This is a genomic window from Candidatus Poribacteria bacterium, assembly GCA_009839745.1.
Lineage (GTDB): Bacteria > Poribacteria > WGA-4E > WGA-4E > WGA-3G > WGA-3G.
In genome coordinates, this window is record VXPE01000017.1 from 1 (window position 1) to 26,224 (window position 26,224).

Sequence of the window (26,224 nt, forward strand, 5' to 3'; positions counted from 1 at the left end):
GACAACGCTTGATGAAATCATAAAAGTGTATAACTAATTATGGGCTTTACTATAAAGGATACCCATTATCCTGACACAACTCAACTTTATTTATGAAACACCCTCATTTAACTTATAATCACGTTCCTAAATGTAAGCGATATCCGCCGTCCCCGCGGATACGTCTGACCTTCCCAAACATCAGATCTCCGAGCGGTTATCCCGTGCATCCACTTCTCGCGGGCTTCACCGCTCATCACAAGTAGACTCCCTGGTTCGAGCCAAACCTGCGCCGTTCGCCTATCATATCTGTGTGTGAAATTCATAACGCAACCTGCTCCTAAGCTCAATGAACTAATTGTTCCCTTGAAACAAGGTTCACAGTCAATGTGACTTGCTATACCTTGTCCTGGAAGGTACTCATTGATGATTACCTGATCTGCGACTTCCGGCATGTATTCATCTTTAAGCAATTTCTCACTCAGTTCCTTCAACCACTCTGGCAACTTTCCGATACGCATATCATGGTTCACTTTCCGTGCCCTGTAGTCATATTTAAAGCCGTAATGCTGAACGCGCCGCTTTAAGTCATCAAGCCATGGGTGTGTGTCTACCTCAGTTAATAACAAATCATGTCTTTTCGCTGTTATATAGTTTTCTATATACCGCAACCCTGGTATCGTAGTGGGTATTTCTTGTTTTTCAAGAGGTTGTGGCTGGAGAGGTTGCGTATCTGGTTGAAAATCTATTTTTAATTGTAGGTCCATGCTCAACTCCTTTGAAAACAAAAGTAATCACAAGATACGTGAAGATTGGAGTTCACTGTTCTTTCCATTAACCGTTCATATATTACATGCATGGGTTTCATGTCATTTTGAGCAATAAAATTAATCCCGGGAAAAGAGCACATAACACTCTCTTTGAGTTTCTTCCAATTTTCATCGTTACCTCTGATATTCTGATACACCATGGCAATTTTAGAGTCAAGGATCGCTTCCACAATATCAAGAAATACATTGATTAACGCATTGATCTCTCCTTGGAATGTCAAAGAGGCAAGCACGTAACTGAAGTTAAAGAGTATCAATGTATCAGAGGGGTTGCCCTTTTCAATGCCATCTAATAAACCGCTCAGGTCCTCGTAATTCATACAAGAACGGGCTTTGTTAAAGAAAGGTCCACTACTACCATCGGGGCCATGTTTGAGGATTTCCCGTGCCTTATTAAGCATGTATTCCGATTTCTCAACACCTATATAAGTGATATTGCCCTGTGCCGTTGCAGCCCAAAATGCAATACCTGAGGTTAATGGGCCACAACCAAAGTCAATAAAGACTATGTTCCTGTATTCGGTTAGGTGCCTAAGGTGATTGCTATAAAAATGATAGGCACTATAAAGATGCATGGGCATATAAGTGGCACAATAAAGTAACACCTTCTGCTCTGGTGTATAATTCCCAGCATGTTCTGACCTATAGTTCTGATCGAAATCTGTTGAACCGCGTTCCAGAACGTCTTCTCTTAACCGCCTTTTATATTCCCAATTGATGTCCCTCTCATATTCATTTGCTTCTTCTGGAAGTGACTCCCTAAATGGCGTTAGGACTGTCTTCTCAAACAAATTCTGTAAATTTTCACTCGGATAATAACCTCTTGTGTCAGAATAATTAATATACGACAATTCAAGACTCCTTTTACCGACAGATATTCAGCATATAAAACGAGGGGTCGCTCGTCAACTCGTCAGCACCGTCTCACGGTATAGGATAGGGCTCAACGCGGGGGGCGTTGGGGTGAGAATCCTGTCCACGAGCTTGGGAATAGTATAACAGGGGACGTTTGGGGATGTCAAGGAAAAGTGTGGCACATATGCATAAGTGCACGTGTAATATGCTGCAGGTGTGCAACACAAAACTTGATCGCTACACTACAGATAAAGGTCCACCCTTCGTCAATGAACGATGCTATGCACAACCTAACAGGTTATGCTACAAAAGAGGGTAACGTGCTCCTCAGCATGCAGAAGCCTATCGTCGGCGCGGCGAGGCGTGGCATCATCTTAAAGAACAGCAAAAAGCGAATGCCGATTGGAGGGTTGCTAAAGAACTGGAGATGAATAGGACTTCGCCTGTCAGCGTGTAAGTCTGTTTTACAGGAGTTCGGGGTTCATCTAGTTATTGGTGTGCCCGTGAATAAGGCAACAATTCAAGGCGTTACGGATTGGACACACCGGAAACCCACGTTCCTGACTCGGGTTTCTGGAGACTGTCCAAAGCGGCTGGCGATCCAGGGGACTGAATCATACCAGGAACTCCCACGTGTGACGCGGAGTTTATTGACAGCGACGATATTGCTGGCGCCATCTCTTATAAGAATTTCAGCGATCGGATTCGCGTAAGGTGAATCCGCATAGAAATTTTCATCGTATGCATCGAAACACCACTCCCAGACATTGCCTTCCATATCATATAGACCGTATCCATTCGGTGGATAACTCCCAACGGGTGCTATGTATGCGTAGCCATCATCGAGCGTTTCATCTGCCCAATTATCGTCGGGGTCTTTTTCTCTGTTCCAGATCTCCCAGAGTCTCTTATCTGCGAAATTGCACTGCGTTCCGTCCGGTGGGGTGTCCCCCCAGGCGTGATTTTTCTGGACTAACCCACCCCGTGCGGCTTTTTCCCATTCTGCTTCTGTTGGGAGCCGCTTGCCTGCCCATTTCGCATACGCTCTGGCATCCTCCCAACTGACACCGATAACGGGGTGCGCATCCGTCGACGCATACTGATATACCCAATCGGGTAAGGGGCGATGATTCGTCGCCAGCACAAATTGATTGTATTGTCCGAGGGTGACCTCGTATTTGTCGATATAGAAGGCATCAACATAGACTATATGGTCAGGAGTTGTAGCGGAAGTGTAGAAGGTCCCTGGACTACTCCCCATCTGAAATTCACCTGCGGGAATCAGAACCATCGGTGCAGTATCTGCTCCGAGAATCGTCTGTGGTGTATTTGAAGAAGGCGATAGTGTTTCCGCAGTTGAAGCGGTGTCCTCTTCAAGAATCGCTTGTGGCACATCGGGTTGCTTCTCGGAACTATCGGAATCCACGGAGGAATCAGGGGGATCGCTCGTGTTTGTCTGGCTATTTTCTGTCAGGTCAGCTGGTGACTGGTTCAATTCTGGTTTCGAGGATACTTTCGGGCGTTCCATTTTCTCTAAATCCACATCCCATGAAAGTTTTTGTCCACCCTTTAAGGATATTTTCCGGACACGACTTTTGTAACCCGGGAACTCCACACCGACATACACCGATTTTTCAAGGTGAATTCCCGTGTCAATCGGATAGCCTTGGAGTGGCGTTCTTCCAACAAAAACACGATCGATGTAAACTGTCGCGCCTTTGAGCGTAGTGGTTATATCTAATGTCGCTATGGTATCCACCTCGACAGCCTTTTCCGCTTGCCAATTGTTTTGGGGTAGCACAAACACGAAATCACCCGTATTCAACTGCGGATCTCGGATTTTCCCGTGCTGCGGGTGTTGTCCTTCAGGTAAAGCGGGGACGGTTCTGTATAGATAATCCGCTAACTCAACGCCCGTGAGATAACCATCCGGCAGCGGTTCCATAACACGTCGTTCCAGCAGGTTCAGGAATGCCATCTTAAACACACTTCTGCTTGGCACGGGTTCATCAGCGAGACCTGCTGTGATGAACTGGCGGACAGGGTTTCTAATCTGCTCCGTGATAGGTAAAGGTATATCCTGGTTCTGCAGGTTGAGAATTGTCCCTGAGAAGCGGCTGTCAAACATAAATAGGACATGCTTGGCATGAATTTTCTTTGAGTCTGACACCAACTTGACCATATCTACACTATAAAGGTCAAACTCGGCTGCATTCTCTGGGGGCGGTGTGTCAAGCATCACGAGATAGCCGAGGTCTTCGTCTATCGTCGACTTTGTTGTATATCCGTGTCCGGCATAGTAGAACAGAAGTCGATTGTCTGTGTCTTTGCCAGATTCATAGATGAAATCGGAGAAAGCTTGATGAAACTCAGCCGTTGTCACATCGGTTTTCAGGTTTACATCGAAGCCGTGGTGTTCGAGGACTTCTGCGACTTCCGTGACATCGTTCACTGCCCCTGGTAGCGGATTCCAGCCATTCTTTGCGGGGTATGCACCATTTCCGATGACGAGGGCGTGGGAGTTCTTGTAGAGTGGAAGTTCTGTGCCGTCTTCAGTACGGACGGTGACGTTCATACTGTGCTGGGCGGCTGCCTCAGGAACAGCAATGAACTGCATTGGAACAGAAAGGAGACCCGAAAATAGCAGGACCGGAGATAGCACTGCAAAAACGAAAGATTTCTTCATGATGGAACCTTTATTTCCGTATTAACATTTTACGCGTGGCAGTAAAATCACCTGCGGTGAGTGTGTAGAAATAGACCCCGCTTGCGACGGGTTCACCGATGTTGTTTCTGCCGTCCCAATAGGCAGCCCTGCTCTGCGTCTGATAGTTCCCCGCGGGTTGGTGCCCTATGTCTAACGTTCGTATCAATTCCCCGTTTATAGCATAAATACGTACGGCGATGTCCGCAGGTTTTGCTAGCTGATAGGGGATCCAGGTTTCAGGGTTGAACGGATTCGGATAGTTGGATAGCAGTTGCGTCCGTTCTGGGACCTTCGGAGCGGTAGGGGCGGCGGCTGCATTTAACTGTTTAATAATCAGGTCAACATCCGCTTGGGTTACCACACCATCTCGGTTGACATCGGGATTTGGATCTGTCCCTTCGTCAATATTTTCCCCCAAGTTTGAAATAACGATGTCCAAATCCACGATATTCACAAGTCCATTCCCATCTACATCTATACTTTTCAAATGCTCTTCAAATCTGTCCAGATCACAAAGGATACAATCAGGAAATTGCTCACTATCAGCGGGTTCGTTGTTGCTAGGCGGCTTAGGCAATGTATATGTTTTAGGATTGTGATAGGTCCAATTACCATCAGCATCCATGAATTGGAAATATATCTTATTGTCATTTAAGTGCTCTCTATCAATATCGGTAAAATCAATCTTTGCTTTCACACCAAATTCAAAGAAGGCAGGATCGAAGAAATTCCAACCAATAATAGCTGTATTAACCCAGCCGTAAGCTTGAAATATACTGCTTTCATCCAATGCAGTTGCGCTGAATCTAATTTTACCGTTATCCAATACCTCAACACCGTGAAATTCTTCTAGGTTAGGTGCTACATTATGGTTCCAGGCATTATTAAAATAATGGTTTCTGGATAGCCAGCGAGCTTCATGGAAAGCAAGTCTATCACCGCTCCCCATAATCCAATCATTCCCATCATATAAAGCGATATGGTGTAACCCAAAAGCGTGTCCTAATTCGTGCCGAATTACACCTTCAATGTAATCTCGTCCCCGAGTTTCCACACTTAAACAATAAGCGTAATACTCCGAATTGCCACGCCATCCCCCGACAGGGCGCGCGCTAGCAATGCCCGCCGCAAAATTGTTCCACAGAGCACCCATGCCTGCCATCACCACAACATATATACTCTGACGGTCATTATAACCCTTCCTTTTTAATTCTTCTCTTACAATGGGTAACGTATCACCAGAATAATGTGCTTTGTTATGTGTCCCTTTTACTTTGTAAACAATTACTTGACCATTGTGAGTTGTCTTTAATCTAAAGGTTTTGCCTCTAAAACCGTGACGTTCCATCTCAGACTGATATGTGTCCTGAATAGACTTCATCATAGCATCTAAATCTAACCACTCCGATCTATCTTGACTATCGGTTGGTTGAAAATATATCACCTTCACCTCAAAATTAGCCGCAGATATATTAGCAAGTAACAGACTTAAAATTACGAAATTAGTCGTTTTGGACTTGAACCGTTTTCTAAACATGCCCTCACCCCTTCTCCGGCTTTATCTCGGTTACAAAAGTGATGATACTATCCGGATGCCAGTTCTGTTCTTCGTCTGCCACTGAAATTTCTATAGTGTATGCTCTACTTGGTTTTAACGCTAAACTCTCTGCGACTTTTAAAAGCACAACTTGTGTGCCGCGTATAAAATGTTCCCATTCCATATCGGTGCGTTTCCCTTCTGTAATATCTACGAGTTTGATAATCGTAGCATCGATATTTTCATCAAAAGTGAAAATGAATTGGTTGGTGTGTAAAGCGATACCTACATCGCCATGCCATACAGTGCTATCTACGAATTTTGGGTGAGTCTCGTCTTTTGGTTCCTCTGGTTCTTCTTCAACAGGTTCTGGCTCTGGTTCTGGTTCTTCTACAACCGGCTCCTCTATAACGGGTTCCTCTACGATAGGTTCTGGGACCGGTGGAGGCACCACTTGGACGGGAACTACTGGAGGCGTTGCTTCTTGTGTTTCCTCAGGAATTGTTGGAGGGACAGGGAATATAGATGCGTCATCCGTGTTGTCCGTAGAGCATCCGATAACATAAAACGCCAATAGACACAGAACAAAGAAGGTTTTGTATGCCATAGCGAATCTCCTATTAATTGGTATTTCTGAGGGTAAACCGATAGCGTAATGTAACGCGTTTAGGGGTCAATCTTCCATCCTTGATAGCAGGATAGAAAGTTGTTTTCCTCAATGCTTGCATTGCGGCTTCCTCAAGTCCGAACCCGAGGGTGGTGAGTGCCACAACGTCTAACGGGAGTCCCTGTTCATTGATGGTTGCTTCTAAAACGACCTCACCCTCTATTTTCCTGTTCTTTGCTATGACTGGGTATAAGGGTTCTACTCTGAACTTGTAATCGGGCGGTGTGACACCAGGTTCAGGGTCAACATCGATACCGGCTAATCGGGTGGTAAGCGGTGAGGATGAAGTATTCGTTTTTCGGGGCTGTGGTGTTGTTTTATTCTGTATGTTGAGAGTAGGTGCCTGATGAAAGTTTAATCCGAAGCGATACAGCAATTCCGAACTTTGAAAAGAGAATTCAACACTCCCGATGGCACTCATTGTGGGTGACAACTCAATCTCTACGCCTGTTTCGCCGGTGAAAAAATTCTGTGCGGTATTCACGTGGACTTTCTGAGTTGTTGAGACGTTGTTCCAGGCTTGCGTATAGAACATCCCAAAGAAAGGCTTAAGACGCCATGCATAGCCGGTTTCAAGAATATGTAACAGCCCCGCACCGCCGCGGAGGGTCATATTTATGGAATGCAGCGGCAGGTCCCCGGTCCTGACAATATTCGTATATTGGGTTCGGAAACCACCGACTAAAAAAAACTTCAATCCCGTCATGTTCATATCATTGACGTTTAGCAGTCGAAGATCAACGGAAGGACTGGGTGCTATTTCGTAAGGTGTTTGGGTGTTCGCTTCAAAAAAAGAGACTCCTGGCAAGAACGATATTTTTAGATCGTTGTTGAACGCATAATCCAGATTCCCTAAGAGCGTTTGGGCATGAAAACGGAAGGGTGCCTCTGTTCGCTCCGGGGGGCTATAGCGTTGATACCCTATACCAACGCCTATTTTCCCCGCTGGCGACCTATAAAACCCTGTTTGCGCGGACACGACAGCAGAAAACACAAGCACGTAGAAAAAAGACATAGCAAGCATTCGCTTGTTCAATAGTGTATTCTCCTTTGATAACAATTAAAATGGCGCGACTTCGGAAGTCCCCACTGCACCAAAAAATGCCCGCAGCACGCGGCACTGTGCAGAACAGCGCGCGAGTGGGCACTAAGCGATTCCATCCGACGTTTGATGGTTGGAGAGAACTGTCTATTGGAAAAAAACTTAACGTAAAATAAGTGGGAGGGGGGGGGTAAATGTCAACTTGATTAAACAATTAGGCATACACACGAGTGGAGAAATATCCATCGTGTAAACTGAAATTTGAGATAGGAAATTCGCAAGTTGCCTTTTCATGTGTGTTATTTCAAAAACGTGTGATTGTTCAGTGATTTTCGTGGGAGCTCGCTCCTACAGATAGGACTCAATAGCCGTGTCGAGTCCTCCCTAACGTCTGTGAATATTATACACAAAAATGAAAATAAATTCAATTTTTTTCAGCTCAGTGGCATGTTGATGTTCAGGGGTTGGGTAGCGGTTCATAACTGTTGGTGTGTTCGTGAATCCGTTGGCGTTCGCGATTGACATCCGGGTCTGCACGGCGCGGGATACCCGTGATTGCATCGACGGATTCGTCTGCCTTGAAGCGTAGGTAGAGTTTTTGCGATTTGGCGGCGAGCGAGGGGTTCTTGAGGGCACGGTAACACCGCATCATGTTGTAATGTGCGTCCAGATCTTCTGGATCGACGGTGAGCGTCTTCTGGAATTCTGATAGCGCGGTTTCGTAGTTGCGTTTCAAGAAATGCATACGTCCGAGTTTATTTCGGACACGCGTATCACGCGGGAATTGCGCAGCAGCCTGCTGAAGATGTTCAATCGCTGTGTCGTAATTGCCATACGTCTCCTGAATGAGTGCGTAAAAGTAGTGGACCTTCGCACGATGTGGGTTTTCAGGGGGCAAGGTCTGCTGGATTTCAAACGCCTTTTCAAGCATCACTTCTGCGCCTTGCATGTCTCCTTCTTGGATTCTAGCTCTTGCCACGTTTACCCATCCATCGAGGTATGTTGGCTCTATCTCGGTTACCTTTAAGAATGCGGTTTCTGCGGCTTTCAGATCGCCTTGTAGGAGTAACCCGATACCGTAGTCGTTCCACCGTTCACGCGTATTTTCAGATTGGGATGACATAGAGACTACATCTCCTGCTTTTTGTAACGACGCAGAAGGTGTTTCACCTACTTCGGCTGGCAGCACAGGGTGGGAGAAAGCCGCGTGTGGGCTTTCTAAAGACCCTGCTACTTTTAAGGTTGCTGTTGTAGATGCCATGACGACGGTGGGTAGGTTTGGGATCTCCTTAATTTTTCCTGCGACATCCGAGGTGTCGCCCGTCCAGACCCACTTGCCATCGTCGTAGCCTTTATCTACCTGAAAATCTGTATCTTCTGGGTCGCGCACGCCTGCGTAAGCCCACTGTGTGTGCCACCAATTGAATTTGCGGTAATTGAGTTTCGCCTCCACTGTGAGCAGATTTCCACAATCGGACGGGATTTCGAGTCGGTAGCGCGCAGTATCAGCGGCACCCGGCGGGATTGTGTTTGAATAGAGGAGTGTTCGGGTTGCCCAAGCATTTCGTTTATTAATCAGGTTTCCGTGTGCATCCAGCATATAGGCACGATAAAAGTGCGCGCCTGGGTCAACGGGTCCGTTTCCGTTCGGCGCGGCAATTCTGCCGTTCCAGAAGACAATTTTACCGTTTTCGTCGGTAATTTTCACTTCCAGCCAGATGTCGAATGCGTCGATGGTGCCAGTTGGAAAGCGGTGACCGACCCCCCGTGTGCGGACGACGACATCGATCCGTGTGTTCTCGCCTCGGACGACTTCAGTGCCGTCCCGGGGGATGGGTGTGCCGGCTGCGAATAAATCTAACGTTACCACGTCATCTTGCAAAAAGTCTGTTACGATTTTGAGTTGTTCTGGGTGCTGATTCACAAAGGGCAGTGCTGTGTTCGCGGCGGGGAATCGGTGGTTATGCACCTTGCCGTTGATATTCCCGGCATCTGTAGAGTCAACGAGTGGCATGTGGCAATCGACGCATTTCTTCGCCGTTTCGGGGTAGTAGAAGGACAACGCGCCTTGATGTGAGACCCCACTTTTCTGCCACTGATCGTAGTCGTTAAAACCGCGGAGCCATCGAAAGTTGTTGACCGGTTCGTCGAGATGCACTTTATGACAGGTTGAACAGAATTCGGCGGTGTTTTCACGGTGAAACGGTTTAAGGAAGCTTTTTTTGTGAGGCTCCGGATCAAGTCGGATGAGGTAGTTGTGCAGATTGCGGATAACAGGATTATCGCTGGCGGCGATGTCGTGAAGGGGTGGGTATTTAATCACATACCCACTGTTACCCATCGTGTCTTTGACTTTTTCCATGGAATGGCACGCTGTGCAGGCGAGTCCTGCTTGAGCGGCGGGTGTGTGGAGGTTTTCACGGATGGGTCTATCCATCACACCGTTGAGTAAAATTGCGGGGTCGTGGCATCCCCCGCACCATTTAGAGGGTTGGATACCGTTGACCTCCTGCATATAGATAATGGACTTGCGATACCACTGGTTATTGAAGGAGGAGAAATGGTGAGCGGATTCGTTCCACTGCCGATAGATATCTGGGTGACAGCCCTTCGTAGCACAGGTTTCCGATGTGAGAAAGAAGTCGGTTGGAATCAGACCGCCGGTCTCTGTTTCAACGGAGGCGGGGAAAAAATGACCGGTTGTGCCACCGCCTTCTTCATACATACTCGTGGGAGGGAGTGCGGGATTCTCGACGAGATATGTTTCATTGGGTAAATAGTGTTGTGTGAGTTTCGCGCCTATCGGGAAAAGGACGACAGCAATTAGCACCCCGAGGCTGATTTTTTTGAATAATGGCGTGAGGCGTTCTTTGTCTCTTAAGAGGTGGATACAGAGGAGAAGACTCCCGGCGCTTACACTGATAATGTGTGTGATGAGTAGCCACCGATAGGGAGTTGTCGCGCCGACAATCATCAGATAGCCACCACTGATGATACCACCGGCTATTCCGATAATCCCTATTTGTCCGAGTGTTGAGAGATGCCTGAATTGTCGGTAGACATAGATACTGAATGGAATTATGAGAACAACACCGAGTCCAACGTGGAATAGGACGTTGAAAATGTAAAAGAGCGTCGGTTCACCGAAGCTGAACAGGTACGCGCTGTTTATGAGTAGAATGAGGAAAGTAATCAGAAAAAATTTTCGCATTTTTATCCGGCAGTGTAGCCACCATCAATCGGTAAGGCGATGCCTGTAACGAAGGCAGATTCGTCGGAGGCAAGGTAGAGCGCGCCGTAGGCGATCTCTTCGGGTTGCGCGAGCCTGCGCATCGGATGTCTGTCTCCAAGACTCTGATATTCCTCTGGTGTTTTAATGACACCGGCGACTAACGGTGTTTCAACGAAGCCGGGACAGATACAGTTAACACGGATATTATCCTCGGCGTAATCGAGTGCCATCCCGCGGGTGAGGTTCGTCACACCCCCTTTGGAAGCGACATACGCTGCTCGAACGTCCGCGCCGACAAGCCCGTAGATAGAGGACAGATTGATGATGGAACCCCCACCATTTTCCAGCATGGCAGGGATCGCTGCTTTGGCACAGAGATAGACACCCGTGAGGTTCACATCTAAACACCGGTGCCAATCCTCCTCTGGCAAATCGCCGACAGGGAGTCGCATTGCAATGCCCGCACTGCTAAGCAAAATATCGAGTTTTCCGTAGGTGGTAAGGGTCTCGCGCACCATCCTTTCAGTATTGTTTGAAAGGGTTACATCGGTTTGGATGTAGATCGCTTCGTTGCCTGCATCTCGAATAACGGCAACAGTTTGGTTTGCACGGTCTTCATCGATATCGGCAACGACTATTTTTGCGCCGTGTTCGGCGAATAGGATCGCTGTGGCTTTTCCGATACCGGATGCAGCACCTGTAACAATGGCTACCTTGTTTTTAAGTCGCATTTTAATAGTTATCAGTTGTCAGTAAGAATAGTCGTCAGTTATCAGTTAAGGGGTTTTTCGTTAGTCCCAAACTTGTAGCTCGTAATGAAATGGAGAGCGGATATGAGCAACGCACGTCAAAGTCCAAACGTACGTTGTTACTCCGCAAGGTAAAATTAAAAATCCGAAAGGAAAAATTAAAGTCCTTTTTCCGTCCATCCGGCGGGATTCACTTCCGGTTCACCGATCTGGTTTCTGATCATACCGATGTTTTCAACCTCAAGTTCAACAACATCACCGGGCTGGATCCAGCGGTCGAGCTCCCACCCACACCCGTTTCCCACGGTGCCGGAACCTAAAAACTCACCCGGATAGAGCGTCTCTGACTGTGAAACGAACGAAATCATTTCTTCAAATGAGTAATACATATCCGAGGTATTGCCGTCTGCCCAGACTTCGCCGTTGACTCTGGCGATCATTCGGAGGTTGTAGGGATCACCGATTTCATCGGGTGTAACGAGGCAGGGTCCCATGATGTTGCTGTTATCGAAATCCTTGCCTTTGGCGGGACCGAGTGCCAGCGTCATGTGTCGAAATTGAATGTCCCGCGCACTGATGTCATTGTAAATCGTGTAACCGGCAATATACTCGGAGGCTTCTGCTACGGAAATGTTTTTCCCGGTTTTGCCGATATAGACCCCCCACTCCAGTTCAAAATCGAGTTTCTGGGTATAGTTGGGCCAGGTAACAACGGTTTCGTGTCCAGCGATGGAGGACGGACTCGTGCTGCCGCGGTAGTAGTTGGGCAGTTTGAACCATTCAGGTGAAATTTCTTTACCGGTAATCCGCGCAGCAGCGTCCATGTGGGTTTTGAAGACACCGAAATCCCGCAGGCTCGCAGGGCATGGAAACGGCGCGAGCAGCTGCACATCAGCAACGCGGACAGCGGCATCGGATAGGTCTGTGCGTTCAATGTACCCTTGCGCATCGGCGATGCAATTCTGTTCAAAGAATTGGGACATATCTGGGGCAACAGCAGTGAGGTCAATAATCTGATCCCTATCGATCCACGCGCCGAGTTTTGGTGTCGTGTTCGTCGATTTGGTTTGAAAGGTAACGAGTTTCATAGGCGTTCTTCTTAAGACGATCGCGATTCCTTATTCAAATAATTGTGTGGTGTTGATTATACGATAGATGCATTTAGAAATCAAGACTTTTTTGAAAAGGATTTTCGTTGCGTATGAGATGGAGATATGGCATAATTAGCCCTATACCTTTACCTGTAGTCGCGGTAGGTTCCTGTTGTCGGTAGATCGAACACAAGGGGGAATGAACATGGTTACCCGGGAAGAGATTCAAGCGACCTGTGATGATATCGTGCGCGAGTTCGCACCGCTCCAAATTGTTCTGTTCGGTTCTTATGCGTATGGCACTCCGAGGGAATACTCGGATGTTGATTTGTTGATAGTGATGCCGGGCTCAAAATCAGAGACTCGCAAGCGAGAGAGGGAGATTTATGGGCGTATTCCGCACCGCTTTCGTATGGACTTGCTCGTGCGTTCGCCTGAAGAGATTGCGTATCGTCTCTCATATAACGACTGGTTTCTCCACGAAGTCACTGAAAAGGGTGAAGTACTCTATGAATCTGCCAATTTTCTCTTGAAACCCCCGAAGAAGGAACAGTGTGCTATGAATCCGTTGACATGGGAATGGGTGGAGAACGCTGAAGAAGATTATATTGGGATGCGACAGCTTCAGCAAGGGCAGCATCCGCTATATAACATTGTATGTTTCCATGCCCAGCAATGTGTTCAGAAGTATCTAAAGGCGTGGCTGCAAGAGGCAAATATTCCGTTTTCGAGGACGCACGATTTGAAGGAGTTGTTGGGACTGATTGTTCCGTCTGTCCCGATTTGGCAGGTGTGGGAACCGGACTTTTCATCGCTTTCTAAGCATGCGGTAGCAACTCGCTATCCCGGTGCCTCCGCTACAGCAGACGATGCCGAGTATGCGGTGCGCGTCTGCGATGAGGTTCGGCGATCCGTGCGCGAGCAGTTAAAACTACCGCTTGATGTGGAAAATAACTAAGGGAGTTTAGGTTTTATTAGTAGATGTGCTGGTGGCGGTTCGCCTGTCAATGTCTCTAAAAACTCGACAAGGTCTCTTTTTTCCTGTTCGCTGAGATGGAGGGGTTCTACTGGGGCTGCGCTCCTGCCGACAAATTCGTTTGTGGTGCCACCTGCGTCGTTGAATTCAATGACAGAGGCGAGTGTTGGAAATTCGCCAGTGTGGAAGTAGGGCGGCGTGAGTGCGACGTTACGGAGGGTTGGCGTTTTGAATTCACCTTGGTGTTCCAGTCTTGGCTCCAGCAAATTCAACGTGTTTGCAGCATCCGCCCTTGAATCGCTATAAATGCCTGCACTGTTAAACGGATCGGCTAAGAGTTTCGCGATGCCTTGGAAACGTCCCGTGTCTTCCGGTAACGGTCCTTGGGGTATCCCCAAGTTATGAAAATCGTCATCTCTGAAATGTGGGGTGCCATGGCAGAGGACACAGACCCCTTTTCCGATGAATATCTTTAAGCCGCGTTTCGCTTCAATTGTGATCGCTTCTTCATCGCCTGCTACATACCGATCAAACGGGGCGTTCCGACGAATCAAAAGGCGTTCGTAAGCTTCAATTGCCTTACCGATGTTTGCGAAGACGGTGTTCACAGCAATCTGATCCGCTTCAGACATGTTATCAAACGCCCTATCGCCAGGTTTACCCTGAGGTGGGAAACGTGTGGCATCTTTAAGCTCAGGAAGTGCCCCGAAAACGGTTTCGTATTTTGCTGCATAATGTCGTTTGATGAGGTGTGCGTACTGAAGTCGTGTACCTGCTTGTTCTTCCTCCCCTTCGAATGCAAACAGTGCTTGTGTCCAGAGCGTCTCGGCACGTCCGTCCCAAAATTGCCACTTGTTATAGGCTGCATTGAGGACAGTTGGGGCGTTTCTTGTGCCGCGTCTATTGCCCAATGAAGTGCCTTCAACATCAGCGAAGCCGTGGAAGGGGGAATGGCATGTTGCGCAGGAAATTGTGCCTTCCTTTGAGAATCGAGCATCGAAGAAAAACATCTGCCCTAACTGTGCCGCATCTGGATTATCAGCGAAGCGATTTGTGGGGCTGGGTGGGGGTTTGTCAGGTAGCGGCGATAGGCTTTCAATCACTGCCCATTCGTTCTCGGTAAAGAGATTGAGCGTCTCTGTGAGGTGTTCTGGCTCAGATTCGGGGTGTATCTCCTCAATACTTTCCTCACCGCACCCAAAGAGAAGTAAGGCGACGCTGCCTATAATCCAGATGGTTATGATACGCATATTGACGCTTCCAAGAGACGAGATGTGCAGATAGCATGTGCTATACCGTCAAGGACAGGAACAGCTCCTCAAGAGACATTTCAGTCGTGTGCATTTCAAGCAGTTGCCACCCGCGTTTGACGATGGTCGCTGCGACTGCTGCACGGATGTCGGTTGCCAGTGTATAGTAAAGGTGGAACGTCGCTGTGTCATCCGTATCGGTATTGATCTGCTCGACTTGAATCACGTTTGGGATGTCGTGGAGGACGGCGGATACATCGTCTGCTGATGCTCCTGCTATCTCAACTGCGAGAATGGAGGAGGCAGCTTGCGAATTCTCTGGACTATTGGTGGATTCATCGTCTTGTCTGGGGACAGCGCGTCCCTCTTTCAACAGGACATCCCCCGTAATTTTACCGCGGCTGATGATAATCAACCGTTCGCATGTGAGACTGGCTTCGGGTAAGATGTGCGTGCTGAACAGGATAGTCCGTTCCCTGCCGAGTGCTTTGATTAGTTCACGAATTTCGACAATCTGCCGTGGGTCTAATCCAGAAGTGGGTTCATCGAGAATTAGGACATCTGGTTCGTGAATGAGTGCTTGTGCTAAGCCAACGCGTTGTCGGAAACCGCGAGAGAGTTGCCCGATAATCTGGTGGCGGCGTTCGGTAAGCCCACATGCCTCGATAGCGGTATCCAGTTGCCCGTTGATATTGCTACGCGGGACGCTCCGGATCTTTGCCATATACGTCAAGTACTTCGTTACCGTCATTTCCGGATAGAGCGGAACGTTTTCGGGGAGGTAACCGATGCGTTTCCGGACCTCTCGCGACTCTTTAAAAACATCATATCCGGCGACGGTAACGCGTCCGCTACTCGCTGGCATAAAACAGGTGAGGATTCGCATTGTCGTTGTCTTTCCTGCGCCATTGGGACCGAGGAAGCCGACAATTTGCCCCTTGTCTACTTGGAAGGAGATGTCTTTGAGTGCTTGGAAAGGACCGTAGTTTTTGGTAATATTTTCAACTTCAATCATTTTTTAACTTCGCCCTGACGGGAGTTATCACCAAGTGAAACTTGGCATTCATAGTTCTTAAAAAAAACCGCATCGCGCCGATGTTGCGATGCTGCCTCCAGGGGTTAAGGTTTTTTCAATCGCTCCGTTGAATACTGAAGTTTAAATCCCGATCTCTGCCCAGTAGATACAGATTGTTATCTGGATTAACGGCTTCTGATTCAGCGACGACATCCGGTAAGTCAACCGGGACCGATTTCACATCAACTCTGTCGGGATATACCAGGACCTGTCGCCACATCATCGGATAACAGATAATGCCAGAGGAGACGATACACAGCATGCCTTGTTCCCTGAAGACGCGATTGAGGTGCAGATGTCCACAGAAAAATGCCAAAATTTGTCTCTCAAAGGGAGCGGTAATTTCGAGGACCTCTGCGGAGTTGGCAACCCTTGAACCAATTCCTTGGAATTCGACGTTCGGAAACGGGAGTTGATGTGAAAAGATGAAAACCTCTTCGTTGTAATCACGTGCTCTTTTCAATTCGCGCTCTGCCCACGCCAGTTGGTTCGTGCTGATATACCCGTGTGTGAGGTCTTCGGGAACCTCCTGCGAATCGAGGAGGATAAATCGGATATTTTCGTGCACAAAACTGATGGAACCCATGCCGTTGGTGCTGAAGTGTGCCAAATAGTGGTCTTTAGAACCGGTTTCGGGATGCAAATCATGGTTACCGGGGATGTAATAGCAGGGGGCATTTAGGCGTTGCCCGAGTTCTTGTGCGCCCTCAAGTGTGGCTTCAAATTCCTCTGCGGACATGCCGAAACTTTGACCCCCACACACAACGTCCCCACCGTGAATGACAAAGGCAGGCTCAAACGCGTTCAGTTGTTCAACCAGCTTTTCGTAAAGTTGCAGACTCTTTTTTTGTTGCTGAAGTCCGCTGGCGAAATTTCTTGGGGCGTTTAGGTACAGATGCGTGTCCGTAATAAAGGCAAATTTAAAAAGTATCATGACATATCTCGTCTTTCGATAAGGCTTCCTATCTGTACGGGCTGGGTAACCCAACCCCTACGGTAACACAGATGTTCTTGACGGACGAGAGTTCCTGGGGAAATACCCACGCAAAAACAACTCACCTGCGCCGCGCCTACCGACACTATGATAATCAGGAATGCATACGTTTAGATAAAATTGCGACATACGTCGGTGTATCGGCTGCGTCAATGTAGCGTTCAATCCACCACGCTGTTCCGTCAAGGATGTCTTCGATCTCCGACTTTGAAACAAACAGATAATCAAACCACGGGGTGGTATATTGTCGGTAACGAATTCGTAGTTTTAACTGACCGCTCATCCGTCCTCTATCTCGGTTGAATTGGTGATAGGCTAAATGACATGGTTCCTCTGTTTGATAAGGATCCATTGTTTCAGCGATAATTTTCGCGGTATCTGTTGTCATGGCGGCAAAGCGTTTCAAGAGCCACTTTGCTCTTTTACGGCTGCCGACGAGTCCGAAATTGTGGCCCATCATGAGAATCGTGTCGAAGGTGCCGATTTTGGAACTCAGCTGTGTGACAGATGTGACGAGGGCATTTTTGAGCCCGCGGCTTTGACAGATCTGGATGGCTAAGGGTGAGATGTCGGTTCCTAAAACATCAAGACCTTGTTCCTGAAGATAGATAGAATGCCGTCCTACCCCACATCCAATATCCAAGACGCTGCCTGTAGCGTGTGCTATTCCGGTTCTTTGGTGTTCAGCCCAGTCGTTATATTCAGCAAAGTAGTTAAAGGGTCCCAAACGGCTTACATCAATGAACCCGTCTTCTCTCTCCACAATTTCAACATTTTCTCTGCCGTTATGGTAATCTGAAAGCAGGTGCCCATAGGCATCTTGGATGTCACTTAGCACTTTACCGCTCCTTGATGTAACCTGTTGTGCCGTTTGGGTTGACCCATTCAGTCTCCCAATGCGTTTCAATGCCTTCACGCCATGTTTGGGCGGCTTCTGTCAATTCAGCAGTGAGTTCCGAGTGTTCATCTTTAAGGTTCTGTGTTTCACCCATATCGGTGTCGAGGTTTGCGAGATGCACATCATCCTCTGGAGGTGTGCCTTCTACCAATTGGCCGTTAAGCACCAATTTCCAATTACCCCGACGCACAGCAGTCTGCTTACCCATCTCCCAATAGATTTCTCGATGTGGTATGGATTCACCGTTTGTTACTGTAGGTAGGACATTAAGCCCATCTGGTTCGTAAGCATAAGGGTCTCCGCCTGCAGCGGCGAGGAAGGTCGGGAACACATCCATTGCTGCGCCGACTTCATTGATGACCTGTCCTGCCGGGATTCGCTGGGGCCAGTTCATGATTCCAGGGGAACGAATACCGCCTTCGTAGAGACTGAATTTATGTCCTTTCAGTTTACCAGCAGTGCCGCCATAATAGGGATCCTGTGTGCCATCTAACCAATTTCGGGTTTCGCGCGACGGACCGTTGTCACTCTGGAAATAGGAGAAGGTGTTTTCTGCGAGTCCGAGTCTCTCAAGTTCGGCGAAAATTTCGCCAACACTATCGTCAACGGCACTGAGCATCGCCGCCATAATCTGTCTGTCCCAGGGCAAATTTGGGAACCGATCTACATATTTTTCCGGTGCGTGCATCGGATAGTGCGGCGCGTTGTAAGGCACGTAAAGGAAAAAGGGTTTGCCGAGTTCAACGGATTTTCGGATATATCTGATGGCGTATTCGGTGATGAGTTCGGTGAAGTATTCACCATTCCGATATATCTCTTCGCCGTTTTCCCAGAGGTCATGTGTCTGGTCGATGCCGGGTTGTCCTAAGCCCCAATAGAAGATGTGTGAGAAGAAATCGATGCATCCTGCCATGAACCCGAACCAATCGTCGAATCCGTGATGTTCAGGGCGCGAACCTTCTACGAGCCCGAGATGCCATTTTCCCGACATCGCCGTGTAATAACCGCGCGCCTTCAATGCCGTTGCGAGTGACGGCACGGAAGGCGGTAACCCTGTAGCAGTGCGATGCCCTGCTAAAATCGAACGCACTCCCGCATGGCACGGGTATCGTCCTGTCAGTAATGCTGCGCGCGAAGGAGAACAGACGGGTGAATTTGAGTACCAATCCGTGAAGCGTGCTCCCTCTGTCGCCATTCTGTCGAGATGTGGCGTTTTGAAATCAGGCGCGCCCATGCAGGACAGGTCGCCGTATCCTTGATCATCGGTTAGAAAGATAATGAAGTTAGGTTGCATCTTTTAATTTTACCTTGCGGAGGAACAGCGTGCGTTTGGATTATAACGCGCGTCCCTCAAATCCGCCTGCGTGTTTTTGCTTGGGTATTTCTGCGTATTGTTGCAGGCTACGCGTTTCGGACTAACAAATACCTCTTAATTGACAACCGATCTTACTTTGTAGACTTACTTTTTCCAGAAGTTCCGATCGAGACTCCGATATTGTATGGCTTCAGAGATATGAACTGCCTCTATATGCGGGTTCCTCTCTAAGTCAGCGATGGTGCGGGCTACCTTCAAAATTCGGTCGTATGCCCGTGCGCTGAGTCCTAATTGGTTAATCGCGACCCGTAGCAGCTCTTGTGCTTGGGAATCAATTTTGCAGTATTCTCGTATCTGCTTAGATTCCATGCTTGCGTTGGCGTGTATTGTCGTGTCTGCAAAGCGTTGCTGTTGAATCTGCCGTGCCTTTTCAACCCGTTCTTGGACGTGTGCCGAGGGTTCGCCGGTTGTTTCGTTAGCAAGTTCTGCGTATTTCACCGCTGGCACTTCAACTTGGATGTCGATTCTATCTAAGAGCGGTCCAGAGATACGGGAGACGTAGTTTTGAATCTGAGTGGGTGAACACTTGCAATCTCTGGTCGGATCGCTGAAAAATCCGCAGGGACAGGGGTTCATGGCGGCGACGAGCATGAAGTTCGCTGGATAAGTAAGGGATGCGGATGCGCGGGAGATGGTGACTTGCCGGTCCTCAAGCGGTTGTCGCATGACTTCAAGGACGTTTCGTCGGAATTCAGGGAGTTCATCTAAAAAGAGGACACCGTTGTGTGCAAGACTCACTTCACCGGGACGCGGTATGTTTCCACCCCCGATTAAACCTGCGTCTGAAATTGTATGGTGGGGTGAACGGTATGGGCGCGTCACAACCAAAGGTGTGTCGTTCGGTAGAATACCGATGATACTTTGGATTTTCGTCGTTTCTAAGGATTCGTCGATAGACAGTCTCGGCAGAATGGATGGAATTCGCTTCGCTATCATGGTCTTTCCTGAACCGGGGGGTCCGATCATGATGAGGTTATGCCCACCTGCGGCGGCGACTTCGATGGCGCGTTTGACATGTTCCTGCCCTTTCACATCGAGCAGATCAAGAAGTGCGTCAGGATGTGCCTTGGGTCCGTGAGTGCTAAGCGTGTGGGGTTCTGGGGCGATCTCTTTCTCCGAATTGAGGAATGCAGCAGCCTCTGCTAAGCTTGTGACCGGATAGACGTTCACACCTTCCACAATCGCGGCTTCTTTCGCGTTTTCAGCTGGCAGGATGAGGTCTTGAATGCCATTCTCTTTTGCCGCGATAGCGATCGGGAGTCCACCTTGTATCCCGCGAATGCTGCCGTCAAGTGCGAGTTCGCCTAAAATTATTGCGTTTTCAAGTCTCGCGAGGTTTACTTGATTGGTAGCTCCCATAACACCGATTGCGATGGGAAGGTCAAACGCCGATCCCGCTTTTCGAATATCCGCAGGTGCTAAGTTCGCCGTGATTCGGGTCGGTGGGAAGTAGAAGTCAGAGTTCTTAATGGCGGCAGTAACCCGATCTCGACTCTCTTTGATGGCGTTGTCCGGTAAGCCAACAGTACTGAAAGCCGGCATTCCACCTGAGACATCTACCTCAACTTTCACGATGTAAGCATCGATTCCCAGCATTGCACTGCTTAGGACGGTTGCGAGCATATATGTGTTTCCTTCCGATTTGTAAGAGTTTCAGTGTGTTTTGTGAGCGTGTCTTTTGCAGCGGTGAGATTCAATGTCCAGCAAATTCTGACACTATTATATCACGCGGAAGATAACAGGTCAACGTTTTTCCACTAACTTGAATCTCCGGTGAGTTTGTGTAATGTTTGTAACTGCTTCTGATTGGCTATGACCAGCAAAGCGTCACCGGCTCCAATTTTCTTATCTCCAGGAGGATTATAGAGGAACGTCCCATCGTTATCATGGATTGCGATAACAACTAAACCGGTTTGTTCGTGGATGCTGGCGGCTTTGAGCAAGATCCCGTCCAAGGCGGCACCTGCCTGAATAATGGATTCGGTGAACTGGGCACCGTCTCGGTTTTGGGTAATATTTTCCAAAAACCCTACGAGTTGTGGTTGGAGGATGCCGGAGGCGAGGCGGAGTCCACCGATGTGATCCGGTAGGACGACCTCATCTGCGCCTGCAGTCATGAGTTTTCCGGGAGAATTGTCTTCGACGGCTTTAGAGGCGATCCTTAACCGGGGGTTCAGTTTTCTCGCAGAGATCACGACGAACAGATTATCTTGGTCACGGCTGAGGCATGTGACAAGCCCTTTGGCACGTTCAATTCCCGCCCGTATGAGCAATTCGTCATCGGTTGCGTCGCCGTGGAGGTATAGAAAGTTTCGTGTGTCAGAGAGGTGGAGGAGTCGCTCTTCCTCGAGTTCGATACCGACGAAATCTACTTCTGACTTTAGCATCTCGTCAAGCACATGGACCCCGGTATCGCCGAGTCCACAGACAATATAGTGGTTTGCTAATTTATCGACAGTTCGAACCATTTTTTGTTGTCGGAAAAAACTTTGTAGTTGCCCTTCAATCAGGAATGCGGTGGCGATCGTAACACTATAGGTGAACACGCCGAACCCGCCAATGAGTAGAAATAGGGTGAAAATTCGTCCAGCATCGCTCATCCCCATGTTCTCATAACCGACGGTTGTTAGGGTGATGACGGTCATGTAGATTGCATCGAGAAGTTGCCACTCCCCTTCGGGGTTATCCCTTTCGAGCAATAGGTAGCCGATCGTCCCGGTCCCGAGCAAGCCGATGAGCAGTGCCATGGCAAAGAGGATCTTGCGTTGATAATTCATTCTTGCTTTTCGTTTTAATTCTGATACTGCTTTTTAGCACTGCGTTTGACAGCAGGATTCGGATCGTGCCGCGCGAGGTCGAAGAGCGTGCGGTATGCTACTCTATCAAGCATTTGTGAACCAGACGGCTCCGCCGCGCGGACGGAACCCGTTTTCAATAATCCCTCTTGCACTGCTTAATGTTGTGCCGTGGTAGAATTCCATAGACGATTCTCCTTAAGCGTTTAAGGGAGTTAATCTAATTTACGGCAGATCCTTCATAAAAACCGACAGTGTTGAGGTTTGTCTCAGTGATTACTGAACCTTCGATTAAGATGGATTTTCAATGTTTTCCGTGGAGACCTCTTCCTCGGTTTCTTCAGTGTGTCCTTCTTGCTGTGTGACCGTTTCTTGTCTATTGATGGCACGGACATAGCCCATTCTGAGTTCATAGAGGGTATTTGCCAAGAAGTTGGATTCTGGGGCAGTGAGGTTTCCCTTCGTTTTTTCCTCAAGCATCTCAATCGTATCAATAATATGTTTCACGAGCGGGAGGTTCGTAACGACCTCGTCGGTTTCGGGGTTCGGGATTCCCTCTAAGTAGAGCCGTCCTGTTTCTACAAGGTTGGCAAGATAACTAATAAAATCGACAGAAGGAATTTGTTGACCTTCCGCCTGAGCCGTAGTTTCTTCCATATAGTACTCCTGATTCCAATTCGCCCTTTAGGGCGAGTCTATCACACGAAGGATTTCCCTATTCGTCGTCGAAGATGATGATTTGTGCAAGTAAACTTCCTGCTTGATTATTGTTATTTGGGCTTTCGTTCATTGCGAGGAAAATAACACCGTCACCGGGGGCGGGATTGTCGTAGCGTGAGCCAACAGCGAAGACGACATCTCCGATCTTAGCGATGAGCGCACCGATATTCGTGCCGGGAAGCAGGTAATCGCTGGAACCCGGGGTCTTCGGAACCCCGTCTCCACCGCACCATCCGGTCCGATTTTGCAAATCTGGTGACCACGCGCCTTCTGCATCGATAATCAATCGTTGCCCTTTTTCCACGCGCACGTAACTTTCCTGCCAAACGGGACTTGGGCGAGCCGTGCGGATAACTGTTAATGCCATAGATGCCTCCTTGTTATTAAACGCTTCGTAGTTCTAAAGTATTCCTTTAAAGACCACACTCGTGGAAAGTTGGAAGACTGGAAGGGAATTGGGTTGGATAGAAGGATGGGTACCCACTCTTCCCTTCTTCCGTTGTTCCGTTCCAGTTTCTTCCACGCTTCCTGTTTTCTTGCATGCCTTTACTCAGCGGGCATTCCCTTGTCTCGGATGGTAATGTTCGTAATCACGTCATCGACGACGATGCTGTCAACCACGTCCATCCCATTGGTGACTTTTCCGAAAATGGTGTAATCACTATCGAGGATCGCGTCCCCTCGGCAGATAAAGAATTCCGATGCGTAGGAAACGCTTGCACCCTCCTCTTTTGCCATAGCGACAACGCCTCGCGACATCTCTTGCGAACCGTTCTCAATGGGGAGTGTATCTCCAGCGGCAAGTTTTGAGCCTGCTTGGATAAGGAGTTCTTCTGCACGATTAAACTTCTCACCTTTGTAATACATCACCTGCGCGTTTTTGATGAAGTTCTTGGAAGTTTCCGGTGCTTCAGCTGCGAGAAATTCAAATTCAATGGTCCCCTTTGCCGTTTCAACGACCGCGACGACCGTTGCGGGATTGATCTGCGGTTTTGCCGCGGTTGTTGCGGTGCCTGTACCCGCGCGACGGGCACGCGGAACGGGGGCTGGCTTATCTTCTTGTGCGCAACTCAGCACAAAAGTAGCGAAGAATGTCGCTAAAATAAAAAGTGCTGCGGATGCGAACTGCCGATGTTGCTTATTCTGCTGTTGCCTGAACATATTTTGACTTCGCCTCCAATCGGATTTTGGTCATGACATCGCCGATTGATAACTGATCGACGACATCTATCCCTTGAATTACACCCCCGAAGGTAGTGTAGTTTCCGTCAAGATGGGGTTGGGGTTTCAAGCAGATATAGAATTGGCTCCCGGCTGAGTCTGGCACGGAGGGCCGAGCCATTGCCAATGTGCCTCTGACATGTGGGCGTTGGTTCGGGTTTGTGTACTCGTCGACAATAGTCCAACCGGGGCCACCTGTTCCATCGCCTTCTGGACACCCGCCCTGGATGATATTCAAACCGCGGGCATCGACTTTTCGATGAAATGTTAAGCCATCGTAAAACTTTTGATTAATCAGTTTGATGAAATTATCTACTGCCACAGGGGCAGCATCGGGGTAGAACTCGAGCACAAAAGTGCCTTTGTCGGTTGTGACGACCGCGACCTGTTCTTCAGGCGTTAGGTTCTGGCTGAACGGAAGCGCGCAGCCGATTACAGTCAGTAGTAAAAGAAAAAACGTTGGACTTTTATAAAGCAGATTTTGGTTCGTGAACTGCGCCAACAGATGGCGTGTTACTTTCATAACCCTCCTTTATTGTGCGGATTCATCGGTTTTGAGACGTGCCCAAACGGTTGTCAATTTGTCCTGTGCGTCAACATGCAGCGGGACAGGCTCTTCCATGTCTTTGAGCAATTCTGCTTTGGTTAAGGCATAGTTGTACACTTTGATTTCATCTAAGGCACCAGTGAGGAAGCGGCCACTTCCGCCGCGTGCACCGATAAAGAGCGGATCGTCATTGGGCTTTAGTTCACCCTTACACGGCATCTCCGCTTCAAGTTCGCCATCAATATAAAGTAGGATATCCTTACCATCCCATGTTCCGGCAAGGAAATGCCATTCTCCATCTTGGATACTGGGACCGATATTATCGTCGTTACACGGTTCGGGTAAGTCGAAGAATTGAAGGATTGTTCCGCCGTTATACAGGGCTGCAAGGTTATACAAACCGGAGACCCAAGCGACTCCTTTTTCAACGCCGCTCTGAATTGCCTCTCCCCCTTTAACAATCACCCAAAATTCAATGGTAATTCCGTTAACGATATCAAGGCTCGCATGATCGGGAATTTGACCGGAGGTTTTTCCATCGAATTCCAATGCTTGTCCGAAAACGCCGTCAATCAATTTCGGCTTCCCTTTAAAAGTTGCGTCATTACCAAATTCGGACCGATCCTTTGCAACGTCCCCATTTAATTCATCGAAGGAAAGATGCAAAACCAACTCTTGGGCACTGCAAACCGCTGAAAGGCTTATCAAAATGAGAGCGAGTAACCCAAATATAGCGCACTGTTTCAAATTACTACCTCCTGAAGTAGCATTATAAACGACATCTTTTCAGGTGTCAACAAAAATTGAAAATTTCTAAACGGTTGATACAATTTTAAGATAACAACAGTAAAAAAAAAAGTCAAGGGATAACCATTTTCTTGAAACAATTTTTCACTTGTGTTAGTATGAGGGTAAGTACTACCGCAAAGATGGAGGAATAGACAATGGGATGGACAAAGTATTGGGGGGTTGTGATAGTAGCGATGCTAATGAGCACGCTTGTTGTCTTCGCAGTCCATGATGAAGCGAAGGGACCTGAAAAGTTCGGGCGTTACGAGTTTAAGGCGCAGGACAAAAAAGCGGCAACGGATGAATGTGATGCTGGCGGCAAGCCGGGACCTGAATTTGTGCCGACGGTTCGAGACAAGGAACCCAATTTGGCACTCCTCAAAGATGCGAAACCGGAAGCCTCTTCGCAGCTCGAGGGATGGTGTCCTCGCAGACACTGTGTTGAATACCTCAACGACGGTTTTTACAATAACTGCCGGAGTTGGATTATCGGTGCGATACCCGGTTGGGCGCAGATTGATATGGGGGATGTGGCGAATGTGAACCGCATCTACTTCGGTAGCGATCATTCGCAGGGATTTGTCGACAGAACGACTGCTGACTTTGATATTCTTGTCGCAACCTCGAAGGCGGATCCAAACTCCGATGCCAACTCATGGACGAAGGTTTATACGCACAAGGGCGATCCGATTAGTGAAACGACTGAGTTTACCTTCAAAGATGTAGAGGCACGGTGGTTACGTCTCCATATTCGCACGAATGGCGGGGCTCGCGTTGATGAAATCGAAATTTACGGCGGCAAAGACCCGATGGCTGTTGAGCCGGACGGGAAGGCTGCCACAACGTGGGGAGAGATTAAGACGGAATAAACGCATCGGTTGTAGGCAGAGTTTAG

General features: G+C 48.3%; 23 protein-coding genes and 1 pseudogene. 3 read left to right on the forward strand and 21 right to left on the reverse strand.

The window, feature by feature from the left end:
• Positions 1–107: 107 nt before the first annotated feature.
• The 9 genes from F4X88_02610 to F4X88_02650 form a co-directional block, all read right to left on the reverse strand.
• Positions 108–746: an alpha-ketoglutarate-dependent dioxygenase AlkB gene (locus F4X88_02610; protein MYA55164.1), complete on the reverse strand. Its 639-nt coding sequence runs from the start codon at positions 744–746 to the stop codon at positions 108–110.
• A gap of 2 nt (positions 747–748) precedes the next feature.
• The gene (locus F4X88_02615) at positions 749–1,660 is read right to left on the reverse strand and encodes a hypothetical protein (GenBank protein MYA55165.1); all 912 of its coding nucleotides are present in this window, start codon (positions 1,658–1,660) and stop codon (positions 749–751) included.
• 524 nt (positions 1,661–2,184) lie between these two features.
• Complete coding sequence (locus F4X88_02620) at positions 2,185–4,350, reverse strand: SUMF1/EgtB/PvdO family nonheme iron enzyme (GenBank protein MYA55166.1); 2,166 nt, start codon at positions 4,348–4,350, stop codon at positions 2,185–2,187.
• Positions 4,351–4,360: 10 nt separating this feature from the next.
• Positions 4,361–5,908, reverse strand: coding sequence for a T9SS type A sorting domain-containing protein (locus F4X88_02625; protein MYA55167.1), 1,548 nt, complete (start codon positions 5,906–5,908; stop codon positions 4,361–4,363).
• Positions 5,909–5,912: 4 nt separating this feature from the next.
• On the reverse strand, positions 5,913–6,515 hold the full coding sequence (locus F4X88_02630) for a hypothetical protein (GenBank protein MYA55168.1): 603 nt from the start codon (positions 6,513–6,515) through the stop codon (positions 5,913–5,915).
• A 13-nt stretch (positions 6,516–6,528) separates the two neighbouring features.
• On the reverse strand, positions 6,529–7,611 hold the full coding sequence (locus F4X88_02635) for an energy transducer TonB (protein MYA55169.1): 1,083 nt from the start codon (positions 7,609–7,611) through the stop codon (positions 6,529–6,531).
• Positions 7,612–8,074: 463 nt separating this feature from the next.
• Positions 8,075–10,828 (reverse strand): tetratricopeptide repeat protein, encoded by a 2,754-nt coding sequence (locus F4X88_02640; GenBank protein MYA55170.1) that lies wholly within the window; start codon positions 10,826–10,828, stop codon positions 8,075–8,077.
• A 2-nt stretch (positions 10,829–10,830) separates the two neighbouring features.
• Positions 10,831–11,580, reverse strand: a complete 750-nt coding sequence (locus F4X88_02645; protein MYA55171.1) for a glucose 1-dehydrogenase — start codon at positions 11,578–11,580, stop codon at positions 10,831–10,833.
• Between the two features lie 176 nt (positions 11,581–11,756).
• Positions 11,757–12,686: a fumarylacetoacetate hydrolase family protein gene (locus F4X88_02650; GenBank protein MYA55172.1), complete on the reverse strand. Its 930-nt coding sequence runs from the start codon at positions 12,684–12,686 to the stop codon at positions 11,757–11,759.
• Between the two features lie 208 nt (positions 12,687–12,894).
• Between F4X88_02650 and F4X88_02655 the strand changes: the two are divergent.
• Together F4X88_02655 and F4X88_02660 are read left to right on the forward strand one after the other, a co-directional pair.
• Positions 12,895–13,212, forward strand: a pseudogene (locus F4X88_02655) (nucleotidyltransferase domain-containing protein).
• 36 nt (positions 13,213–13,248) lie between these two features.
• Entirely contained in the window at positions 13,249–13,647 is a 399-nt protein-coding gene (locus F4X88_02660) for a HEPN domain-containing protein (protein ID MYA55173.1), read from the forward strand.
• On the opposite strand, the gene F4X88_02665 is transcribed toward F4X88_02660, so the two are convergent.
• The 12 genes from F4X88_02665 to F4X88_02720 form a co-directional block, all read right to left on the reverse strand.
• The gene (locus F4X88_02665) at positions 13,644–14,915 is read right to left on the reverse strand and encodes a cytochrome-c peroxidase (protein ID MYA55174.1); all 1,272 of its coding nucleotides are present in this window, start codon (positions 14,913–14,915) and stop codon (positions 13,644–13,646) included. The two genes, F4X88_02660 and F4X88_02665, sit on opposite strands and share 4 nt — an antisense overlap.
• Before the next feature lie 40 nt (positions 14,916–14,955).
• Positions 14,956–15,930: an ATP-binding cassette domain-containing protein gene (locus F4X88_02670; protein MYA55175.1), complete on the reverse strand. Its 975-nt coding sequence runs from the start codon at positions 15,928–15,930 to the stop codon at positions 14,956–14,958.
• Positions 15,931–16,045: 115 nt separating this feature from the next.
• Positions 16,046–16,924, reverse strand: coding sequence for a hypothetical protein (locus F4X88_02675; GenBank protein MYA55176.1), 879 nt, complete (start codon positions 16,922–16,924; stop codon positions 16,046–16,048).
• Positions 16,925–17,078: 154 nt separating this feature from the next.
• Positions 17,079–17,900 carry a class I SAM-dependent methyltransferase gene (locus tag F4X88_02680; protein ID MYA55177.1) on the reverse strand — a complete coding sequence of 274 codons (822 nt, stop codon included), beginning with the start codon at positions 17,898–17,900 and terminating at the stop codon, positions 17,079–17,081.
• A complete protein-coding gene (locus tag F4X88_02685; GenBank protein ID MYA55178.1) occupies positions 17,824–19,176 on the reverse strand; it encodes a sulfatase-like hydrolase/transferase in 1,353 nt (450 codons plus the stop codon). Before F4X88_02685 ends, F4X88_02680 begins: the two co-directional genes overlap by 77 nt.
• A gap of 165 nt (positions 19,177–19,341) precedes the next feature.
• A complete protein-coding gene (locus F4X88_02690; GenBank protein MYA55179.1) occupies positions 19,342–20,880 on the reverse strand; it encodes a YifB family Mg chelatase-like AAA ATPase in 1,539 nt (512 codons plus the stop codon).
• Between the two features lie 134 nt (positions 20,881–21,014).
• Positions 21,015–22,034, reverse strand: coding sequence for a potassium channel protein (locus F4X88_02695; protein MYA55180.1), 1,020 nt, complete (start codon positions 22,032–22,034; stop codon positions 21,015–21,017).
• A gap of 309 nt (positions 22,035–22,343) precedes the next feature.
• A complete protein-coding gene (locus F4X88_02700) occupies positions 22,344–22,709 on the reverse strand; it encodes a DUF1844 domain-containing protein (protein MYA55181.1) in 366 nt (121 codons plus the stop codon).
• A gap of 58 nt (positions 22,710–22,767) precedes the next feature.
• A complete protein-coding gene (locus tag F4X88_02705; GenBank protein MYA55182.1) occupies positions 22,768–23,139 on the reverse strand; it encodes a hypothetical protein in 372 nt (123 codons plus the stop codon).
• Between the two features lie 179 nt (positions 23,140–23,318).
• Positions 23,319–23,933: a peptidylprolyl isomerase gene (locus F4X88_02710; GenBank protein ID MYA55183.1), complete on the reverse strand. Its 615-nt coding sequence runs from the start codon at positions 23,931–23,933 to the stop codon at positions 23,319–23,321.
• Positions 23,911–24,516 carry a peptidylprolyl isomerase gene (locus tag F4X88_02715; GenBank protein MYA55184.1) on the reverse strand — a complete coding sequence of 202 codons (606 nt, stop codon included), beginning with the start codon at positions 24,514–24,516 and terminating at the stop codon, positions 23,911–23,913. The genes F4X88_02710 and F4X88_02715 overlap by 23 nt, the downstream gene beginning before the upstream one ends.
• 9 nt (positions 24,517–24,525) lie before the next feature.
• Positions 24,526–25,287: a LamG domain-containing protein gene (locus tag F4X88_02720; GenBank protein MYA55185.1), complete on the reverse strand. Its 762-nt coding sequence runs from the start codon at positions 25,285–25,287 to the stop codon at positions 24,526–24,528.
• Positions 25,288–25,484: 197 nt separating this feature from the next.
• Here F4X88_02720 and F4X88_02725 point away from each other — a divergent pair, with 197 nt between their 5' ends.
• On the forward strand, positions 25,485–26,198 hold the full coding sequence (locus F4X88_02725) for a hypothetical protein (protein MYA55186.1): 714 nt from the start codon (positions 25,485–25,487) through the stop codon (positions 26,196–26,198).
• The last annotated feature ends 26 nt before the right edge of the window (positions 26,199–26,224 follow it).

Coding starts and splice junctions, on each gene's coding strand:
- F4X88_02630 (MYA55168.1), bottom strand. CDS start 6,515: ATGGCATACAAAACCTTCTTTGTTCTGTGTCTATTGGCGTTTTATGTT.
- F4X88_02620 (MYA55166.1), bottom strand. CDS start 4,350: ATGAAGAAATCTTTCGTTTTTGCAGTGCTATCTCCGGTCCTGCTATTT.
- F4X88_02670 (MYA55175.1), bottom strand. CDS start 15,930: ATGATTGAAGTTGAAAATATTACCAAAAACTACGGTCCTTTCCAAGCA.
- F4X88_02700 (MYA55181.1), bottom strand. CDS start 22,709: ATGGAAGAAACTACGGCTCAGGCGGAAGGTCAACAAATTCCTTCTGTC.
- F4X88_02675 (MYA55176.1), bottom strand. CDS start 16,924: ATGATACTTTTTAAATTTGCCTTTATTACGGACACGCATCTGTACCTA.
- F4X88_02625 (MYA55167.1), bottom strand. CDS start 5,908: ATGTTTAGAAAACGGTTCAAGTCCAAAACGACTAATTTCGTAATTTTA.
- F4X88_02685 (MYA55178.1), bottom strand. CDS start 19,176: ATGCAACCTAACTTCATTATCTTTCTAACCGATGATCAAGGATACGGC.
- F4X88_02610 (MYA55164.1), bottom strand. CDS start 746: ATGGACCTACAATTAAAAATAGATTTTCAACCAGATACGCAACCTCTC.
- F4X88_02705 (MYA55182.1), bottom strand. CDS start 23,139: ATGGCATTAACAGTTATCCGCACGGCTCGCCCAAGTCCCGTTTGGCAG.
- F4X88_02645 (MYA55171.1), bottom strand. CDS start 11,580: ATGCGACTTAAAAACAAGGTAGCCATTGTTACAGGTGCTGCATCCGGT.
- F4X88_02660 (MYA55173.1), top strand. CDS start 13,249: ATGAATCCGTTGACATGGGAATGGGTGGAGAACGCTGAAGAAGATTAT.
- F4X88_02695 (MYA55180.1), bottom strand. CDS start 22,034: ATGAATTATCAACGCAAGATCCTCTTTGCCATGGCACTGCTCATCGGC.
- F4X88_02640 (MYA55170.1), bottom strand. CDS start 10,828: ATGCGAAAATTTTTTCTGATTACTTTCCTCATTCTACTCATAAACAGC.
- F4X88_02715 (MYA55184.1), bottom strand. CDS start 24,516: ATGAAAGTAACACGCCATCTGTTGGCGCAGTTCACGAACCAAAATCTG.
- F4X88_02650 (MYA55172.1), bottom strand. CDS start 12,686: ATGAAACTCGTTACCTTTCAAACCAAATCGACGAACACGACACCAAAA.
- F4X88_02690 (MYA55179.1), bottom strand. CDS start 20,880: ATGCTCGCAACCGTCCTAAGCAGTGCAATGCTGGGAATCGATGCTTAC.
- F4X88_02710 (MYA55183.1), bottom strand. CDS start 23,933: ATGTTCAGGCAACAGCAGAATAAGCAACATCGGCAGTTCGCATCCGCA.
- F4X88_02665 (MYA55174.1), bottom strand. CDS start 14,915: ATGCGTATCATAACCATCTGGATTATAGGCAGCGTCGCCTTACTTCTC.
- F4X88_02725 (MYA55186.1), top strand. CDS start 25,485: ATGGGATGGACAAAGTATTGGGGGGTTGTGATAGTAGCGATGCTAATG.